The 18,991-nt window shown below is 69.0% G+C and carries 15 protein-coding genes and 2 riboswitches; of the genes, 3 read left to right on the plus strand and 12 right to left on the minus strand.

Translation table 11 applies throughout. The features are described from left to right. Window positions 1-7 precede the first annotated feature (7 nt). The 5 genes from purU to G3A50_RS15345 form a co-directional block, all read right to left on the minus strand. Window positions 8-877 carry a formyltetrahydrofolate deformylase gene (gene purU, locus G3A50_RS15325; protein ID WP_163076073.1) on the minus strand — a complete coding sequence of 290 codons (870 nt, stop codon included), beginning with the start codon at window positions 875-877 and terminating at the stop codon, window positions 8-10. Between the two features lie 133 nt (window positions 878-1,010). Further along, entirely contained in the window at window positions 1,011-1,622 is a 612-nt protein-coding gene (locus tag G3A50_RS15330) for a sarcosine oxidase subunit gamma (RefSeq protein WP_163076074.1), read from the minus strand. Beyond that, window positions 1,615-4,587, minus strand: coding sequence for a sarcosine oxidase subunit alpha family protein (locus tag G3A50_RS15335; RefSeq protein WP_163076075.1), 2,973 nt, complete (start codon window positions 4,585-4,587; stop codon window positions 1,615-1,617). Before G3A50_RS15335 ends, G3A50_RS15330 begins: the two co-directional genes overlap by 8 nt. Then, on the minus strand, window positions 4,584-4,847 hold the full coding sequence (locus G3A50_RS15340) for a sarcosine oxidase subunit delta (protein ID WP_163076076.1): 264 nt from the start codon (window positions 4,845-4,847) through the stop codon (window positions 4,584-4,586). The genes G3A50_RS15335 and G3A50_RS15340 overlap by 4 nt, the downstream gene beginning before the upstream one ends. After that, complete coding sequence (locus tag G3A50_RS15345) at window positions 4,847-6,097, minus strand: sarcosine oxidase subunit beta family protein (protein ID WP_163076077.1); 1,251 nt, start codon at window positions 6,095-6,097, stop codon at window positions 4,847-4,849. Before G3A50_RS15345 ends, G3A50_RS15340 begins: the two co-directional genes overlap by 1 nt. A gap of 102 nt (window positions 6,098-6,199) precedes the next feature. Here G3A50_RS15345 and G3A50_RS15350 point away from each other — a divergent pair, with 102 nt between their 5' ends. After that, window positions 6,200-7,192, plus strand: coding sequence for a LysR family transcriptional regulator (locus G3A50_RS15350; protein WP_163076078.1), 993 nt, complete (start codon window positions 6,200-6,202; stop codon window positions 7,190-7,192). Here G3A50_RS15350 and G3A50_RS15355 read toward each other — a convergent pair. The 4 genes from G3A50_RS15355 to G3A50_RS15370 all read right to left on the minus strand — a co-directional run bounded on the left by G3A50_RS15355 (window position 7,180) and on the right by G3A50_RS15370 (window position 11,603). Continuing rightward, the gene (locus G3A50_RS15355) at window positions 7,180-8,394 is read right to left on the minus strand and encodes a beta-ketoacyl-[acyl-carrier-protein] synthase family protein (protein WP_163076079.1); all 1,215 of its coding nucleotides are present in this window, start codon (window positions 8,392-8,394) and stop codon (window positions 7,180-7,182) included. The two genes, G3A50_RS15350 and G3A50_RS15355, sit on opposite strands and share 13 nt — an antisense overlap. Next, entirely contained in the window at window positions 8,394-8,678 is a 285-nt protein-coding gene (locus tag G3A50_RS15360) for an acyl carrier protein (RefSeq protein WP_163076080.1), read from the minus strand. Before G3A50_RS15360 ends, G3A50_RS15355 begins: the two co-directional genes overlap by 1 nt. 162 nt (window positions 8,679-8,840) lie before the next feature. Further along, entirely contained in the window at window positions 8,841-10,250 is a 1,410-nt protein-coding gene (locus tag G3A50_RS15365) for a GH1 family beta-glucosidase (RefSeq protein WP_163076081.1), read from the minus strand. 18 nt (window positions 10,251-10,268) lie between these two features. Beyond that, window positions 10,269-11,603 (minus strand): GntP family permease, encoded by a 1,335-nt coding sequence (locus G3A50_RS15370; protein ID WP_163076082.1) that lies wholly within the window; start codon window positions 11,601-11,603, stop codon window positions 10,269-10,271. Between the two features lie 183 nt (window positions 11,604-11,786). Between G3A50_RS15370 and G3A50_RS15375 the strand changes: the two genes are divergently transcribed. Continuing rightward, the gene (locus G3A50_RS15375) at window positions 11,787-13,100 is read left to right on the plus strand and encodes a glycoside hydrolase family 5 protein (protein WP_163076083.1); all 1,314 of its coding nucleotides are present in this window, start codon (window positions 11,787-11,789) and stop codon (window positions 13,098-13,100) included. A gap of 27 nt (window positions 13,101-13,127) precedes the next feature. Here G3A50_RS15375 and G3A50_RS15380 read toward each other — a convergent pair whose 3' ends face one another. Beyond that, window positions 13,128-13,403: a metal-sensitive transcriptional regulator gene (locus tag G3A50_RS15380; protein ID WP_163076084.1), complete on the minus strand. Its 276-nt coding sequence runs from the start codon at window positions 13,401-13,403 to the stop codon at window positions 13,128-13,130. A 78-nt stretch (window positions 13,404-13,481) separates the two neighbouring features. On the opposite strand from G3A50_RS15380, the gene G3A50_RS15385 reads away from it, so the two are divergent. Next, window positions 13,482-16,181, plus strand: a complete 2,700-nt coding sequence (locus tag G3A50_RS15385) for a heavy metal translocating P-type ATPase (protein ID WP_163076085.1) — start codon at window positions 13,482-13,484, stop codon at window positions 16,179-16,181. Window positions 16,182-16,420: 239 nt separating this feature from the next. On the opposite strand, the gene G3A50_RS15390 is transcribed toward G3A50_RS15385, so the two are convergent. Both G3A50_RS15390 and nadC read right to left on the minus strand, forming a co-directional pair. After that, window positions 16,421-17,785 carry a D-amino acid dehydrogenase gene (locus tag G3A50_RS15390; protein ID WP_163076086.1) on the minus strand — a complete coding sequence of 455 codons (1,365 nt, stop codon included), beginning with the start codon at window positions 17,783-17,785 and terminating at the stop codon, window positions 16,421-16,423. Then, window positions 17,783-17,911: riboswitch (glycine riboswitch) on the minus strand. It overlaps the preceding gene by 3 nt. Window position 17,912: 1 nt before the next feature. Beyond that, a riboswitch (glycine riboswitch) is annotated at window positions 17,913-18,014 on the minus strand. Window positions 18,015-18,102: 88 nt separating this feature from the next. After that, window positions 18,103-18,966: a carboxylating nicotinate-nucleotide diphosphorylase gene (nadC, locus tag G3A50_RS15395; protein WP_163076087.1), complete on the minus strand. Its 864-nt coding sequence runs from the start codon at window positions 18,964-18,966 to the stop codon at window positions 18,103-18,105. Window positions 18,967-18,991 lie beyond the last annotated feature (25 nt).

Here is an 18,991-nt window from a genome sequence, read left to right on the forward strand (position 1 = left end):
TCTCTCCTCAGTCGCGGAACACGACGGTCTTGCGGCCATTGATCAGCACCCGGTCGTCGAGGTGCCAGGCGAGCGCGCGGGCCAGCACCCGGCGCTCGATATCGCGGCCCTTGCGCACCAGGTCCTCGGCGCTGTCCTGATGGGTGATGCGCTCGACGTCCTGCTCGATGATCGGGCCCTCGTCGAGGTCGGAGGTCACGTAGTGCGCCGTGGCGCCCATCAGCTTCACGCCGCGCGTATGGGCCTGATGATAGGGCCGTGCGCCCTTGAAGCCGGGCAGGAAGGAGTGGTGGATGTTGATGCAGCGCCCGGAAAGCTTGGCCGACAGCCCGTCGGAGAGCACCTGCATGTAGCGGGCAAGCACCGCCACTTCCGATCCGGTCTTCTGGAACAGCTCCCAGAGCTGGGCCTCCTGCTCCATCTTGGTTTCCTTGGTGATGGGCAGGTAGTGGAAGGCGATGCCGTCGAGGTCGAGATGGGAATGGGTCTCGCGCGGGTAGTTCGAGGCGATGGCGGCGATGTCCATCGGGATCTCGCCGATCCGCCAGCGATAGATCAGGTCGGCGAGGCAGTGGTCGAACTTGGAGACCAGCAGCATCACCTTGCGCTTGCGCGCCCGCGCGCGCAGCCGCCAGCTCAGGCTGAACTTGTCCGCCAGCGGCAGGAACTTCTCGCTCAGGCTCTCCAGCGTCTCCTCGCCGGTGATCCGCTCGAACGAGACGCGCATGAAGAAGCGCCCGCTCTCGGTGTCGTCGAACTGCTGGGCTTCAAGAATGTTGCAACCCTGCTCGAACAGGAAATTGGCGACGCCGGCGACGATGCCGGGGCGGTCCGGGCAGGAAAACAGCAGCGTGTAGACATGCGTCTGGTCGGTCATGGCAGCTCTCGTCGTGGCGCTCCGCCCTGCCTTGTCCAGGCTCCGGCTGGAGCGCGGGACCGGCGGGCGGGAGATGCGTGGCGCGGGTTCTAGGGCGTTTGGGGCGAGGAGGGAAGCGCGCAACACGCCGCGGTCAACCTCGTGTCGCGAAGGACAACCCGAACGCGGCACCCGCGCCAATGAGGAACCGCGCCACGCTTACCCCATGGCTGCGCCCGGCCAGCATCACATAACGGTTCGTCGCCTCGCGCCAAAGGGTGACATTGAGATGCGCGACGTTCGTCGTCGCCGCCGTGCCGGGCGGAAACACCGACGCATCGAGATCCAGAGTCACGCCTCGCGCCAGCAGGTCGCCGACGCGCGGCCCCTCCAGCGCGAAGCCGACAAAGGCGTCGCCCTGTTCGGTAATCGCGGCGTGGGCGGCAAGCGGGGCCAGCCTCGCGTGCAGGTCGCCGGCCTCGCTCGCCAGTATCAGCCAGCGCCCCGGTGCGAGGCCGATGGCGCTGAGGTTATCCCCCCGCGACAGGCGCGGGCCGTCTTCCAGCGTCAGGCCAAAACCTTCGCGCATCGCCTCCGCGAGCGCCTCACCCTTGCCGCGACGGGCGGCGAGGGTGACGAGACCCGGCGGATCGAACATCAGCGCGCTCACGCCGGTGTCCTGCGCCGGGCCGTAATGGCCAGCTGGCGGCATCATGGTGACGGGAATGGTGTCGAGCGCGGGCATGGCGGATGTGGGGTCAGACACGCTGGCGGCTCCCTTCCGGGTCGATGAAGGCGGGCGAGCAGACCTCGACCTCGAAATCCTCGCCGCGCACGGGATCATAGGCGCGCATGCGGTAGCCGATGCGCTCTTCGCCGCCCTTCAGGAAGCCGAGCCCGATCCAGTGACCGAGATGGGGCGAGAAGGCGACCGAGGACATGTAGCCCTCGTCATGGGCCATGTCGGCCGGGGCGCCGGGGCTGAGAAAATGCGCCCCCGCACGCAGCCGGTGCGCGCGGTCCACCGGCCGGAAACCCACGAAGCTGGGCCGGTCCGGGTCGGTGAGGCCGGGGCGCCCCGCCATGACGCGGCCGATATAGTCCTTGGTCTGCGAGGCCATGCGTCCGAGCCCAAGATCGCGGGCGGTGCTCTGCCCGTTCAGCTCGTTGCCGGAGACGTGGCCCTTCTCGATGCGCAGCACACCGAGCGTCTCGGTGCCATAGGGCGTGATGCCGAACTCCTCGCCCGCGCTCATCAGCGCACGGGCCAGCGCCTCGCCCTGCCGGGCGGGCACCGCGATCTCGTAGCCGAGCTCCCCGGAGAAGGAGAGGCGGAAGATGCGCGCCTTTACCCCGCCCATCACCCGCGCCTCGACCGCGCCCATGAACGGCAGGCCCTCATGCGAGACATCCAGCGGCGCGTCGACGATCTTCGCCAGCACCTCGCGCGAGCGCGGGCCGGCGAGCGCGATCTGCGCCCATTGCTCGGAGACCGAGGTCAGCGTCACGTCCAGTTCCGGCCACAGCACCTGCAGGCAGAATTCCAGATGCTGGAACACCTTGGCGGCGTTCGCGGTGGTCGTGGTCATCACGTAATGTTCGGGCGCCAGGCGGGCGGTGGTGCCGTCATCCATGACGATGCCGTCCTCGCGCAGCATCACGCCATAGCGTGCCTTGCCGACCGCCAGCTTGGCGAAGCCGTTGATGTAGACACGGTCGAGGAAGGCACCGGCATCGGGACCCTGAAGGTCGATCTTGCCGAAGGTCGAGACGTCGATCAGCCCCACCGAGGCCCGCACCGCCTTGGCTTCGCGGCTCACCGTTTCCAGCCAGTCGCTCTCGCCCGGCCTGGGGAAATACTGCGCGCGCAGCCACGCGCCGGCTTCCACGAACACCGCGCCCTGCTCCTGCGCCCAGGCATGGGTAGGGGTGAGCCGGGTGGGGCGGAAATCCTTGCCGCGATGGTGGCCCGCCAGCGCGCCGAGCGTCACCGGCGTATAGGGCGGGCGGAAGATCGTGGTGCCGGTCTCGCCGATGCCCGCGCCGGTCAGTTCGGCCATGATCGCAAGGCCGGCGACATTGGAGGTGCGGCCCTGGTCGGTCGCCATGCCGAGCGTGGTGTAGCGCTTGAGCAGCTCGACCGAACGGAAGCCTTCCTTGCAGGCGATGCCGACATCCTTGGCGGTGACGTCGTTCTGCTGGTCGACGAAAGCCGGCCCTTTCGCGCCCTGCACATGCCAGAAGGCGGTGATCGCGATCGGCGTGTCCGCGGTTTCGGGAACCTCGGGTGCGCCAGCGGGGAAGCCGAGATCGGTCGCGGCCTGCGCTCCCTGCCGGGCGCCCTCGTCGAGGATGGCGCCAAGGGCGTAGCGCCCGCCCGCCGCGCCGGCGATGGACAGCCCGGGCGAAGCCTCGCCCGGCACGAAGGCGGCGATGTCGTCCTTCCACACCGGCCGGCCGCGATGGTGGCAGGTAAGGTGCACGTTGGGCGACCAGCCGCCGGACATGGCGAGGGTGTCGGCGGTGAGGGTCTGGCTCTGCCCGCCGGCGCGCACCGTGATCGCGGAGAGCACGCCACCGATCATGGCGCCGGACGTTCCCGTCACCTGCCCGTCGAGGATGGTGCGGATGCCCAAAGCCGCGGCTTCGTCCATCAGCGCCGGGGCAATCTCGCGGCGGATATCGATGAGCGCCACGACGGTAACGCCCGCCCGCGCCAGATCGAAGGCCGCGTTCCACGCGCTGTCATTATTGGCGAACATCGCGACCCGGCGGCCCGTCGCGACGCCATAGCGGTTGGCATAGCTGCGAACGGCGCCGGCGAGCATCACGCCCGGCCGGTCATTGCCGCCGAACACGATCGGCCGCTCGGTGGCGCCCGCGCACAGCACGGCGCGCCTGGCCGCGATGCGCCACAGGATCTGGCGTGGCTGATAGGGGGCGGGCAGGGCGAGATGGTCGCCCACCCGCTCCACCGCGCCATATTCGTCGTCATAGACGCCGAACACCGTGGTGCGGGTCATCACGCGCACATTCGGCAGGCTTGCCAGCTCGGCAAGGATGCCGGCCGCCCAGTCGGTGCCTGCCTTGCCGCCGATGCTCACCGCCTCGGCATTCAGCCGCCCGCCGGGCACGAAATCCTCATCGGCGAGGATGACCCGTGCCCCGGCGCGCGCCGCCGCGAGCGCGGCCATCAGCCCGGCCGGGCCGGCGCCGATCACCAGCACGTCGCAGAACAGGTTGCCCTTCTCGTAATGGTCCGGGTCGTTGCCTTCCGCGGCGCGGCCAAGGCCGGCGGCGCGGCGGATCATCGGCTCGTAGAGCTTTTCCCAGAACGCGGCCGGCCACATGAAGGTCTTGTAATAGAACCCCGCGCCGAGGAAGGGCGCGACGAGGCCGTTGACGCTCAGCGCGTCGAGCTTCAGCGAGGGCCAGCGGTTCTGGCTGGCGGCCTCCAGCCCGTCGAACAGTTCGGCCACGGTGGCGCGGGTGTTGGGCTCGCGCCGCGCGCCGGCGCGCAACTCCACCAACGCGTTCGGTTCCTCCGGCCCGGCCGAGAGGATGCCGCGCGGGCGGTGATATTTGAACGAGCGGCCGACAAGGCGCACATCGTTCGCCAGCAGCGCCGAGGCGAGGGTGTCGCCGGCAAAGCCCTGATAGCTCTTGCCGTCGAAGGTGAAGGACAGCGCGCGGGAGCGGTCGACCAGACCGCCTCGGGCAAGGCGGCTCATGGCGCGTCTCCCGCCAGCGTGGCGCCGGCAATGGCGTGGGTGAGCGTGTTGCGTTCCACCTTCACCCAGCGCCGACAGCCGCCGGAGTGGTACCACCACTCCCGATGCGCCCCGGCCGGGTTGTCGCGCAGATACACATAGTCGTGGAACGCGTCCTGCGCGTCCGCCGCCGCCGGGTCGGGGCGGGTCAGCGTGGCGTCGCCGAGATAGGTGAATTCGTGGGCGTCGCGCGCGCCGCAATAGGGACAGGGAATGCGCATCAGTGCAGGTTCGGCTGGGCGCCGACTCCCTTTTCGTCGATGATATGTCCGGTGCGGAAACGGTCGAGCCGGAAGGCGGTGGCGGTCTCGTGCGGCGTGTCGCGCGCCAGGAGATGCGCGAAGCACCAGCCCGAGGCCGGCGTCGCCTTGAAGCCGCCATAGCACCAGCCGGAATTGAGGTAGAGGCCCGGTCGCGGCGTGCGGTCGATGATCGGCGAGCCGTCCATCGACATGTCCATGACCCCGCCCCACATGCGCAGCAGCCGCAGCCGGCCGATGCGCGGCATCAGCGCCATACCGCTCTCGGCGACATCCTCCACCACCGGCAGGTTGCCGCGCTGGGCGTAGGAATTGTAGCCGTCGATATCGCCGCCGAAGACCAGCCCTCCCTTGTCGGACTGGCTGATGTAGAAGTGCCCGGCGCCGTAGGTGATGACGCCGTCGACCAGCGGCTTCAGCCCTTCCGAGACGAAGGCCTGCAGCACGTGGCTTTCCATCGGCAGCCTGAGCCCCGCGCGGCCGGCCACCCGCGAGGAGGAGCCGGCGACCGCGAGGCCCACTTTGCCGGCGCGGATCGACCCGCGCGAGGTCTCGACCCCGACAATGGCGTCGCCCTCGGTGAGAAAGCCGGTCATCTCGCAGTTCTGGATGATGTCGACGCCGAGCTGGTCGGCCGCGCGGGCATAGCCCCACACCACCGCGTCGTGGCGGGCGGTTCCGCCGCGGCGCTGGATCAGCCCGCCCTGCACGGGAAAGCGCGCATTGTCGAAATCGAGGAACGGGTACATCGCCCGCACCTGTTCCTTGCCGACCAGTTCACTGTCCGCGCCGGCGAGGCGCATGGCGTTGCCGCGCCGCGCATAGGCATCGCGCTGGGCGTCGGAATGGTAAAGGTTGAGAATGCCGCGCTGGCTGACCATGGCGTTGTAGTTCAGCGCCTGCTCCAGCCCCTCCCATAGCTTCATCGACCATTCGTAGAACGGCTCGTTGCCCGGCAGCAGGTAGTTCGAGCGGATGATGGTGGTGTTCCGCCCGGCATTGCCGGAGCCGATGACGCCCCTCTCGATGACCGCGACATTGCGGATGCCGTGCTGGCTGGCGAGGTAGAAGGCGGTCGCAAGCCCATGCCCGCCGCCCCCGACGATGACGACGTCATAGGCCGGCTTCGGCGCCGCGTCGCGCCAGGCGGGTTTCCAGCCGGACTGGCCGGAAAAGCCGTGACGGAGAAGGCTGAGGAAGGAATAGCGCATGGGCGGCTCGCTCGATCACTGCAAACAGCTTTAGAACGGCGCGGTGCTGGTGATAATATAAGTTTTGCTTATAGTACGAAGGAGAGTGGGAACCCCATTGCCATGGCCCAGCCTTCCGACACGCTGCCCTTCGATCTGCGCGGGCTCGATATCTTCCTCGCCGTCTGCGAGGCCGGCACCATGGCGCAGGCGGCGCGCCGCCTGGGGCTCACCCAGCCGGCGGTGTCGCAGGCGGTGGCCGAGCTGGAGCGGCGCATCGGCGTCACCCTGTTCGATCGAAGCGCGCGCCCGCTCGCGCTGACCGGGGCCGGAGGCGCCTTGCGCCAGCGCGCCAGCGCGCTTCTGTCCGAAGCGCGCCAGATCGCCCCCCTGCTGCGCGAGGCCGAGCATGCGCGGCTGCCGCTGTTGCGCGCGGGCCTTGTGGATTCGCTCTCGCGGGCGCTGATGGCTCCGCTCGCCCGCAAGCTCGACGAGATGGCCGAGCAGGCCTCGATGCTGTCCGGCCTCACCGCCTCTCACGCCGGCGCGCTGCTCACGCGCCAGCTCGACCTGCTGGTGGGAGCGGACGATCTCGACGAGATCGAGGGGCTGGAGCGCTGGCCGCTGATGAGCGAGCCCTATGTGCTGCTGATGCCCGCCGCCATCGCCCCGCCCGCGCGGCCGGCGGATCTGTCGGGGCTGGCGCAGACGCTGCCGCTGGTGCGCTTCTCCGCGCGCTCCAAGACCGGCATGGAGGTGGAGCGCCATCTGCGCCGCCTGCGGCTGGATCTGCCGCGCCGGCTCGAATTCGATACGCCCTATGGCGTGACCGCGAGCGTGGTGACGGGCGCGGGATTTGCCATCACCACCCCGCTCTGCGTGCTGGAATCCGCGCTCGATCTTGACGGCTATGCCTGCCATCCGCTGCCCGGCGCCGGTCTTGTCCGTCACCTGACGCTGATCGCGCGGCGGCAGGAACTGGGCCGCCTGCCGCGCGAGATCGCGGCCTTCTGCCGCCTGCACCTCGCCGGCCTTGTTCCGCAGTTGCAGGTGCTGGTCGGCGAGGAACTTGGCGCCCGGATCCTGGTCGAGAACGTCCCGCCTCAGGAGGCGTAGCGCTTCACCGCCAGCACGGCGTTGAGACCGCCAAAGGCGAAGCTGGAGGACAGCGCGATCTGCGGCGCCGCGTCGCGCGCGGCGTTGGGCACGCAGTCGAGGTCGCAATCGGGGTCGAACTCACGATAGCCCATGGTCGGCGGCAGGAAGCCCTCGCGCAGCGCCAGCACCGTGGTCACGAGGTCGAGCGCGCCCGAGGCGCTCATGGTGTGGCCGTACTGGGACTTCGAGGAAGAGACTGGCAGCTTCGGTAGATGATCGCCGAACACCTGCCGCAGCGCGCCCGTCTCGGTCTTGTCGTTCAGCGCCGTGGCGGTGCCATGCGCGCTCACATAATCCACCGCCTCCGGGGCGATGCCGGCATCGTCGAGCGTGAAGCGCATCGAGGCCGCGGCGCTGTCGAGGTCCGGGGCGGTGATGTCGCGCCCGTCGGCGCTCATGCCGAAGCCGATCATCTCACCATGAATGGTGGCCCCGCGCGCCAGCGCGTGATCCATGTTTTCCAGCACCACGGCGCCCGCGCCCTCGCCGACGACGAGGCCGCCGCGGTCCTTGGAAAACGGCCGGCAGGCATCGGGGGCGAGCACGCGCAGCGCTTCCCAGCTCTTCAGCATGCCGTAGGTGATCTGCGATTCCGCCCCGCCCGCCAGCGCGACGTCGAGCATGCCGGCGCGGATCATGTGGAAGGCGGTGCCCACGGCATGGGAGGCCGAGGAACAGGCCGAGGCGATAGAGAAGGAAGGGCCGTGAATGCCCAGATCCATGGTGATGTGGCTCACCGGCCCGCTGGGCATGGCGCGCGGCACGGTGAAGGGGTGCGGGCGCGGCGCCTTTTCCAGATAGAGCTTGCGGTAGCTGTCATCGACGGCGTGATAGCCGACCGAGGCCGCGAAGATCGAGCCGACGCGGTGCGCAGACACGCCCTCGCGCGCGGCCCCGGCATCGGCCATCGCCTGACGGGCGGCGACCAGCGCCATCTGCGAGGTGCGGTCGATCAGGCCGAGCTGGCGGGGCTCGAAATGCGCTTCCGGCACGAAGCCGCGCACCTGCGCGGAAATCCGCGTCTTCATCGCCGAGACGTCGATGTCCTGCGTCTCGCCGATGCCGACGGTTCCCTTCCTGAGCCCGGCGAGATGGGACGGCACATCGAGCCCGAGCGCGGAAAGCACGCCAAGGCCGGTGATCGCGACGCGTGCGTTCATCAGGCCAACTTCGCCGCGTTGGCGTCCGGGCCCTTCGCCGCGAGCAGCGCCGCGACGTGCTCGACCAGCGTGCCGACGGTGACGTCGTTGCCGTTGAGCGGGCCGTCATTGGGAATCTCGATGCCGAAGCGGCTTTCGAGCTTGAAGATGGTCTCGATGAGGTCGAGCGAGGAAATGCCGAGTTCCGAGACCGGTGTCTCGGGCGTCAGCAGGCTCGAATCGACCCCGACTTCGCCAGAGAAGAACTCGATGATTTCTGCGACGGCGGGATCGTCTGTCTGCATGCAACTGCTCGGGTTTTGCGGGTCCCCGCGCGGACGGGGACGCTTCGGATCTGACGCTTGGTAGCACAGGAAAGTGCGTTCTCGAACCAGCGTCAAATGACCGACATATGTGTCCGGCGCATGTCACCGCGGTCCGGTGGTCGGGGTCGCGCCATCGCCGGCTCAGGCACGCATCAGCTGCGACAGGAACTGGAGCGAGGCTTTCGGGGTGCGCTGCTGGGTATCGAAATCCACATGCACCACGCCGAAGCGGCGGCGCTTGCCCTCCGCCCATTCGAAATTGTCGAGCAGCGACCAGGCGAAATAGCCCTCCAGCGCGCAGCCCTGGCTGATCGCGCGGGCGCAGGCATCGAGATGCTCGCGGAAATAGGCGGTGCGCTCGGGGTCCTGCACCACGCCGCCGGCGGGGGCGGGGTCCTCGTAGCAGGCACCGTTCTCGGTCACATAGACCGGCGGATTGCCATAGTGGTCGCGCAGCCGCGCCAGCACCTGCACCAGCCCGTTGGGGTCGATCGGCCAGCCGAGCAGTGTGCGCGGCGTGCCCGGCGGCACCGCGCCATAGCCCGCCTGGGCGAGAAACGCCGACGGGTCGTGCTTGATGAAGGACGGGCCGTAGTAGTTTACGCCGAGAAAATCGACCGGCACCCGGATCGCCGCCATGTCGTTCGCCTGTATCAGCGGCGCGAAATAGGGCTCGAATTCGGCCGGGTAGCGGCCGAGGAACAGCGGGTCGAGATTGATCGTGTTCCAGCAGGCATCGAAGCGCGACGCGGCGGCGATGTCCTGCGGCGTGTTGCTGGAGGGGTGGATCGGCTGAAGCGAGAACACGGTGCCGAGCGCCCGGTCGCGGCGTTCGGCGCGGATCGCGGCGATGGCGGTTCCCTGCGCGAGGTTCTGGTGGTGCTGGGCCGTGACATAGCTCGCCCAGCCGGTCAGTCCGGGGGCGTGGTTGCCGAAGCCGTGGCCGAAGATCGCATGCACCGAGGGTTCGTTCAGCATCGCCCATGGCTGCACCCGGTCGCCGAGCCGGGCGACCGTGACGCGGGCATAATCGGCGAACCAGTTGGCGATGTCGCGATTGTGCCAGCCGCCCCGGTCCTGCAGCGCCTGCGGCAGGTCCCAGTGATAGAGGCACGCCATCGGCGCGACGCCGCGCTCAAGCAGGCGGTCGACGAGGTGGTCGTAGAAATCCAGCCCCGCCGTGTTCACCGCGCCGGTGCCCTGCGGCATGACGCGCGGCCAGGCAATGGAGAAGCGGTAGGCGCGGAAGCCGGCATTGGCGATGATATCGACGTCGGCGGCGTAGCGGTTGTAGTGGTCGCAGGCGACGTCGCCATTGGTACCGTCCGCGATCCGCCCCGGCGTGTGGGAGAAGGTGTCCCAGATCGAGGGCGCGCGTCCGTCCGCCTTTACCGCCCCCTCGATCTGGTAGGCCGAGGTCGAGGCGCCCCAGATGAACCCCGGGGGAAGTCGGGGAGTGGCCATCTGCGCCTGCGCGCGGCTGGCCGCGCCAAGGGCGGGAAGCGCGGCGGCGGCGGTCGCGCCGGCAAGGAAGTCACGACGGCGAAGCATCGGCGGTGTCCTTGTCCTTCAGGTGGCAATGAGCCGGATCAGCATCAGGGCCGTGATCGCGACAAGGCCCTGAAGCACGGCGCCGAGAGACAGGCGGGCGAGGCCCGCGCCGGGGCCGAGGCGTCCCGCGCGGCTAACCAGCCAGAAGAATCCGTCATTAATGTGCGGCGCGCACATCGCCCCGGCGCCGACACCGAGCGCGGCAAGGGTGCGCCCGGCCGGATCGTCGAGGCCCAGCGGGCCGACAAGCTCCATCATCATGCCGGCGGCGGTGATCGCGGCCACCAGCGAGGAGCCCTGCAGCGTCTTCACGATGGCGGCGAGCGCGAAGGGGAGCAGCAGCGCCAGCGGGCCGGGGGGAGCCCAGCCCAGCAGGCGCTCGGCGTTCATTTCCGCCATGCCGGTTTCCTGCGCGATCTTCTGCAGGCCGCCGGCAGCGCCGACCAGCAGCACCAGCGAGGCGGCGCGCACCAGCGCGCGCCCGGCCCAGCCCTCTTCCGAGAACCCCTTGGCGGTCCAGTGGCCGCTCAGCACCAGCATGAGGCCCGTTCCCACCAGAAGCAGGATAACGGGACGGCCGAGCGCGATCAGGAATTCGCGGTTCGAGCCTCCCCCCAGCGGTTCGCTGGCGATGTCGCCCAGAGATTGCACGGCGAGCATCGCGACCAGGACGAGGCTGACCGCGACCAGCGCGGCCATCGCCCGGCGCGGCGCGTGGAGGCGGCTGCCGTCGATGAGGTCGTCGCTTTCCATAGCCACCGCCGCCGCCTCGCCCGATGCGGCAGGGCGCGCGAACAGCGTGCCCACGAGGACCAGAAGGGCGGCAAGCGGCAGACCGATCCCCGCCGCCAGTGCCCAGTCGGCACCCAGAATGGTCGCGCTGGCGAGCATTACGGGGGCGGGGATCAGCACGCCGTGGCTGCCGGAAAGCGCAAGGCCCAGCACCAGAGCGCCGCGCGGGCTGTCGCTGATCGCCCGGCGCAGCGGGCTCAGCACCGCGAAGGCGGCCGCCGGCGTGGAGGCGATGCCGGCAACCAGACCGAGGATCGCCAGCGGCAGCGACCGCGTACGCCAGCCGCGCGCCTTCTCCGCGAGGAAGCCGGTCGCCCCCGCCGCGTCCGCGATCGCGGCGATGAAGGCGGCGCCGACGACGGTCAGGCCAAGCGCATTCACCGTCTGGCCGAAGCCGAGGCTGAACGCCTTGCCGACATGGGCGGTGGACATGCCCGCCGCATAGCCGAAGCCGATGGCGGCCACGGTGAGCGCGAGAAAAAGCTGCAGGCGGCCGCGCGCGACCGTAAGCACGAACAGGACCAGCGCGACAATGAAATAGGCGGCTTGATGAAGCGACATGGATGGCGGGGCCGGAGCGGAGGGGCGCGGGCGGGAGACGTCTGGATCGATTAGCGCGGGCAGGGCGGGCTGTCACTCGCCTTGATGCAGGCGGGGCCATGGGGACGGCACCGGATGGGCGGCGATCGTCGCGGCGCGGCTTTCCCATTGCCCGCGCGCGGTGGCTTGAATAGCGTGCCGGCCATGACGCTCTCGCCCCGCCCGCTGTTCTATCCTCATGTCGCTCGCCTTGCTCTGGTCGCGCTGGCCATGCTGGTGCCGTGGCTGCCGGTGCGCGCACGGGCGCAGGAGGCGCCGCCGGCACAGGCCGCGTCACGGGCGGATGTGGCGGGAGAGGGGGCGCCCGGTTTCGTGCGGGCGCAGGGCACGCGCTTCGTCAATCCGGACGGGTCGACCTACACCGTAAAGGGCATGAGCTTCGGCAACTGGCTGCTGCCGGAAGGCTACATGTTCAAGTTCGACGTCCAGCGCTCGCCGCGCGAGATCGAGGACGTGATCGCCTATCTCGCCGGCCCGGAAGAGGCGGCGCGGTTCTGGCGCGGCTTCCGCGATGTCTACATCCGCGAGGAGGATTTCGCCTTCCTGCAGGCCGCCGGCTTCACCACCGTGCGTATCCCGCTGCACTGGAAGTTCTTCCTCGATCCGGCCGATCCCTCGCGGATCGACCCGGCGGGTGAGGGCTGGGCGCTCATCGACCGCGCGGTTGGCTGGGCCAAGGCCCACGACATCAAGGTGATCCTCGACATTCACGCCGCGCCCGGCGGGCAGACCGGGGTGAACCATGATGACGGCGTCGGCTACCCGCTGACCTTCTACGTGCCGGAGTTTCGGCGCCGCACGCTCACACTGTGGCGGGCGATCGCCACGCGCTACCGGGATGAGACGGCGGTGCTGGCCTATGATCTGCTCAACGAGCCGATCTCGCCCTATCACGACATCGATTGTCTCAATCCGCGCCTTGAGCCGTTCTATGAGGAGATCGCGCGCACCATTCGCGCGGTCGATCCCAACCATCCGGTGATCCTGGCGGCGGCGCAGTGGAGCACGAATTTCGACGTGTTCGGCCCGCCTTTCACCGACAATGTCGGCTACACCTACCACAAGTTCTGGGCCAGCCCGGAGCGGCGCGAGGTGCAGGCTTACGTCAACTTCGCCAATCGCTGGGGTGTGCCGATCTTCCTCGGCGAGACCGGCGAACTCACCGATGAGTGGAACGCGAAGTACCGGGCGATGAACGAGCGCTTCGGCATCGGCTGGAGCTTCTGGACCTACAAGAACCTCGATTCCCGCTCCACCGTGGCCTCCATCGTCCGGCCCGAGGGCTGGGACGCCATCGCCCGTTTCGGCAGTGCGCCGCGCAGCCAGTGGGACGCGATGGAAAAGCCGCCGCGCGCGGCGGTGATCGCGACGCTCGACGCCTATCTCGCCAATGCGCGCTTCGCCAACTGCCACATCAATCGCGGCTATGTCGCTTCGCTGGGGCTGACCGCGCCCTGAGCCGCCGGTCTCCTGCGTAAAGGAGGCTCAGCGCTTCAGCTTGCCCAGCACGTCGATCAGCTCGGTAATCTTCTGGCGCTGCTCGCCGGGGTCGCCGGAGGCGATGGCATGCTCGACGCAATGGCCGAGATGGTCGCGGAGAACTTCCTCCTCGACCTTCTTCAGCGCCGCCCGTGCCGCCGCCACCTGGGTGATGATGTCGATGCAGTAGCGGTCGTCCTCGACCATGCGCGCAATGCCGCGCACCTGACCCTCGACACGGTTCAGACGTTTCAAACAAGCACTGCGCGTATCATCCTGCATGCTTGCCATATACCTATACAGGGTATATATCGCAAGCGCTGAATACCCATATGGGGTATGCCGGGAAGGGAGGCGGTCATGGCCGATCACGAGCACAGGCACGAGCCGAACGCGGCTGGCGGGTCCTGCTGCGGCGGGAAGGGAAGCGCGGCGAAGGCGTCCCATGAAGGTGCCGACAAAGCCGCGCACGGTGCGCACGCCCATCATCACCCTTCCGGCGCGCCTGCCCATACGCATGACCACGCAGCCGCCGATGCCGGGCATCGGGTCAAGGATCCGGTGTGCGGCATGGATGTGGACCCTGCCACCGCGAAGCATCGCGCCGAGCATGAGGGCGCGACCTATTATTTCTGCTCGGCGGGATGCCGGGAAAAGTTCGTCGCCGATCCCGGCAAATATCTGAAGGCCGAGACGGCGGGTGCCTGCTGCGGCGGGCACGGGCACGCCGGCGAAGAGGCCGGGCATCCGGCCGCCGGACATCTGGCGAAGGATCCGGTCTGCGGCATGGATGTCGATCCGCACACCGCCAAGCACCACGCCGAGCATGGCGGCAAGACCTATTATTTCTGCTGCAATGGCTGCCGCACCAAATTCGTCGCCGACCCCGGCAAGTATCTGGAGCCGCGTGCGGCCGAGCCGGTGCCGGAGGGCACCGAATACACCTGCCCGATGCATCCCGAGATCCGCCAGATCGGACCCGGCAGCTGCCCGATCTGCGGCATGGCGCTCGAGCCGATGATGGTCAGTCTCGACGACGGGCCCAACGAAGAACTGGTCGACATGACGCGCCGGTTCTGGATCGGCCTTGCCCTCACAGTGCCGGTGTTCGTGCTGGAAATGGGCGGCCACCTGTTCCCGGCGCTGCATCACCTGGTGTCCGGCACGGTCTCGAACTGGGTCCAGCTCGCGCTGGCGACGCCCGTGGTGCTGTGGGCCGGCGCGCCGTTCTTCGTGCGCGGCTGGCAGTCCATCGTGACGCGCAACCTCAACATGTTCACGCTGATCGCCATCGGCACCGGCGTGGCCTATCTCTACAGCCTGGTCGGCGTGCTGGCGCCGGGCCTGTTCCCGCCCGCGTTCCGCGCCGGCGATGGCACGGTGCCGGTCTATTTCGAATCCGCCGCCGTCATCACCGTGCTGGTGCTGTTCGGACAGGTGCTGGAGCTGCGCGCCCGCGAACAGACCACCGGCGCGCTGAAGGCGCTGCTCGACCTGACCCCGAAGACCGCCATTCGTCTGCGCGGACGCGATGGCGAGGGCGAGGATGACGAGGAGGAGGTGCCCGTCTCCGAGATCGCCGTGGGTGACCGCCTGCGCGTGCGTCCGGGCGAGAAGGTGCCGGTCGATGGCAAGGTCGAGGAGGGCCGCTCCGCGCTGGACGAGAGCCTCGTCACCGGCGAGGCCATGCCCGTCACCAAGAATGTGGGCGACGCGGTGATCGGGGGAACCATCAACCGCTCCGGTTCGCTGGTCATCGTCGCCGAGAAGATCGGGCGCGACACCATGCTCGCGCGGATCGTGCAGATGGTGGCGGAGGCGCAGCGCTCGCGCGCGCCGATCCAGCGCCTGGCCGATCAGGTGGCGGGCTGGTTCGTGCCGCTTGTGGTGGGCTGCGCGGTGCTGGCCTTCATCGCCTGGGCCAGCTTCGGGCCGGAGCCGCGCTTTTCCCATGCGCTGCTGGCGGCGGTGGCGGTGCTCATCATCGCCTGTCCCTGCGCGCTGGGGCTCGCCACCCCGATGTCGATCATGGTCGGGGTCGGGCGCGGCGCCGGCATGGGCGTGCTGATCAAGAACGCCGAGGCGCTGGAGCGCATGGAGAAGGTCGACACGCTGGTGGTCGACAAGACCGGCACGCTCACCGAGGGCCAGCCCACGCTCACGCAGATCGTGCCGGCCGAGGGCTTCGAGGAAGGCGCCGTGCTTGCCCTTGCCGCCGCTGTCGAGCGGCTCTCCGAGCATCCGCTCGCCCGCGCCATCGTCAACGCGGCGCAGGAGCGCGGGCTCGACATTCCGAAGGTGCGCGGCTTCGACAGTCCGGTCGGCAAGGGCGCCTATGGCCTTGTCGGGGGCAAGCGGGTGATGCTGGGCAGCGCCGCCTTCCTGTCCGAGCTCGGCATCGACACCTCCACGCTGACCGCGCCGGCGGACGAGCTGCGCCGCGAGGGTGCCAGTGCCATTCTCATGGCGGTGGATGGCAAGGTGGCGGCGGCGCTCGCCATCGCCGATCCGATCAAGGCGACCACCGCGCAGGCGCTGAAGGATCTCGGGACCGAGGGCATCCGCGTCGTCATGCTCACCGGCGACAACCGCACCACCGCCGAGGCCGTGGCGCGCCGGCTCGGCATCACCGAGGTCGAGGCCGAGGTGGCGCCGGATCGCAAGGCCGAGGTTGTCGAGCGGCTGAAGCGTGAGGGCCGGGTGGTGGCGATGGCCGGCGATGGCGTGAACGACGCGCCCGCGCTCGCCAGCGCCGATGTCGGCATCGCCATGGGCTCGGGCACGGATGTCGCCATCGAGAGCGCGGGGCTGACTCTGCTGCGCGGGGACCTCGCCGGCATCGTCCATGCGCGGCGGCTGTCGCAGGCCACCATGCGCAACATCCGCCAGAACCTGTTCTTCGCCTTCATCTACAATGCGGCGGGCGTGCCGATCGCGGCCGGGGTGCTCTACCCCGTCTTCGGCCTGCTGCTCTCGCCCATGGTGGCGGCGCTGGCGATGTCGCTGTCCTCGGTCAGCGTGATCGCCAACGCGCTGCGGCTCCGGGCCGTGAAGATGTAGGCACCGCGCCCGCTGGCGCCATCCTCCGGGGTGGATCGCACGTCATGGCCGCATCGAGACAGCCCCACCTCCACAGGGTGGGGCGATCATGATGGGAAGCGCGTGTGTCTGCTGGGCGGTGGGGCGGGGGTGAGGCATTCCTCACCCCCGCCCTTCTTTTATCGCTGCCGCAATGAACACCCGTCACCAGGCGGCAGAGCCTAGGGCGGGAGAGTTTGGTGCGGGAGAGCTTGGCCCCGCTACTCGGCCGCCATGCGCAGCATCGGCGCGGGGGTATCAAGCGGCATCGCGGTCTCGATCTTCGCCGCGATCATCTCGGCGGTGGCGCAGGACAGCGTCCAGCCCAGATGCCCGTGGCCGGTGTTGTAGAACACGCCGGGCTTCTTGCCGGCGTCGACGCGGGGCATTAGGTTGGGCAGCATCGGGCGCAGGCCCGCCCACGGCACCACGCGGGCGGTGGAAACGTCCGGGAACAGCTTGCGCGTCCAGTCCACCAGCGGGCGGATGCGGTCGGCGCGGATGTCGCGGTTCTCGCCGTTGAACTCGGCGGTGCCGGCGACGCGGAAGCGGTCCTTGCCCAGGCGCGAGGTGACGATCTTGGTCTTGTCGTCCAGAAGGCTCACCCAGGGCGCGCCGTTCTGGCTGGCTTCGTCGTCCAGCATCACGGTGATCGAGTAGCCCTTCACCGGGTAGATGTTCACCCGGTCGCCGAGCGCGGCGGCGAGGGCGCGCGAGCCGACGCCGGCGCACACCACCACGGCATCGAAGGAAAGCACCTCGCTGCGCGGCGTGGAGTCCTCGGCGTCGGGCGCCACGGTAAAGGCGATCTCGACGCCGGTGCCGTCGGGCCCGCGCCCGGTGTGACGCACGCTGTCGACGCTCGCCTCGCTGATGAAGTGCACGCCCTTGCGGCGGCAGACCTCGGCGAGGCCGAAGGTGAATTTGTGGATGTCGCCGGTGGAATCGGACGGTGTGTAGAAGCCGCCATAATAGGAGCCGTGCAGGGTCGGCTCGATGGCCCGCATCTCGGAGGGGGTAACCGCACGGCGCTCCAGTCCGCCGGCGGCGTAGAGCGCGTTCACCTTGGCCGCGGCGTCATAGCTCGGCTTGTCGCGGTAGATGTGCAGGATGCCGCGGGTCTCGTGGTTGAAGTCGATCTTCTCGCGCGCGGCGATCGCGAACATGTGCTCGCGGGCCTTGATGGCGAGGCGCGTGGTTTCAACCGTGTTGGCTTCGTAGTTCGGGATGTTGCCGAGGAATTCGGCCATCCAGGAATATTTGTGCCAGGAAGGCTTGGGGTTCATCAGCAGCGGCGCGTCGGGCTTGAGCATCCATTTGATGCCCTTCATCACCGTGGCCCAGGAGTTCCACACCTCGGCGTTGGAGGCCGAGAGCTGGCCGCCATTGGCAAAGGAGGTCTCCATCGCCGCGTAGCGCTGGCGATCGATGACGGTGACGTCATAGCCCTTTTCGTTGAGGGCGTAAGCGGTGGTGATACCGGTGATTCCGGCTCCGACAACGGCAATCTGGCGCATGGGTGGCTCCCGCGCTTGAGGACGACGAAACCGATCCCGCCCCGTGGCGGTCCGGCCGGCTGTCCCCAATCTGTCGCGGTACCTGAGAGCTCGCCCCGGGACGGAACGGCGACATGCCGTCTGGCCTTCCCGGGCTTCCCCTTCGGTGGGCATCCTGACGCCAAACAGGCGGCGCCGATGCCTCTCTCCAGATCGTCCTGATTACGCGGTCCCTGGTGCCTGAGAGTTTCCTGGGGGGTTGCTCCGTCGGCGCCGACACATGTCCGGGAGGACTGTCGGTCTCTCCCGCATAACCATTAGCAGACCCTTAGATGCATCGCACAAAAGCATGCCTCATTCAAGGGCAATCGGGCCTGTGCCCGATATTCAGCCGTTCATATCGGCCCTCACGCCTGCGCCGCGTCCAGGCCCAGATCGAGGATCGGCGCGGAGTGGGTGATCCAGCCGACGGAAATGAGATCCACGCCGCTGGCGGCGATGGCGCCGACGGTGTCGCGCGAGACCCGGCCCGAGGCTTCGGTCAGCGCCCGGCCGCCCACCATGGCGACGGCGCGGGCCAGTGTGGCGGGGTCCATGTTGTCGAGCAGCACCGCGTCGACGCCCTCGCTCATCACCTCTTCGAGCTGCGCGAGCGTGTCGACCTCGACCTCGATCTTCACCATGTGCCCGGCATTGGCCTTGGCGGCGCGGATGGCGGGCAACACCCCGCCGGCGACGGCGATGTGGTTGTCCTTGATCAGCACCGCGTCATCGAGGCCGAAGCGGTGATTGGAGCCCCCGCCCGCCCGTACCGCGTGCTTTTCCAGCCCGCGCAGGCCCGGCGTGGTCTTGCGGGTGCACACGATGTGGGCCGTGCCGTGCTGGCGGGCGATCTCGACGATGCCGGCGGTGGCGGTGGCGATGCCGGACATGCGGCAGGCGATGTTCAGCGCCACGCGCTCGGCGGTGAGGATGGCGCGGGCCGGGCCGGACAGGCGCATCACCACATCGCCGGGCGCGACGGGGCTGCCGTCGCCGCGCTCAATCGTGACCTTCAGCGCCGGGTCGATCAGCTCGAACGCGATCACCGCCGCGTCGATGCCGGCCACCACGCCGGGCTGCCGGCTGGCGATGACGGCCTCGAAGCGGGTGCTCGCGGGCACGACCGAATCGGTCGTCACATCGCCGGCGCGGCCGAGATCCTCGATCAGCGCCGCGCGCACGATCGGTTCGACCAGCAGGCGGGGGAGGGGCGGAAGAGAAGGCGTCATGACGGTACTCGCAGGGTTCTGGCAG

Origin of the sequence: Ancylobacter pratisalsi, from assembly GCF_010669125.1 — a bacterium.
GTDB lineage: Bacteria > Pseudomonadota > Alphaproteobacteria > Rhizobiales > Xanthobacteraceae > Ancylobacter > Ancylobacter pratisalsi.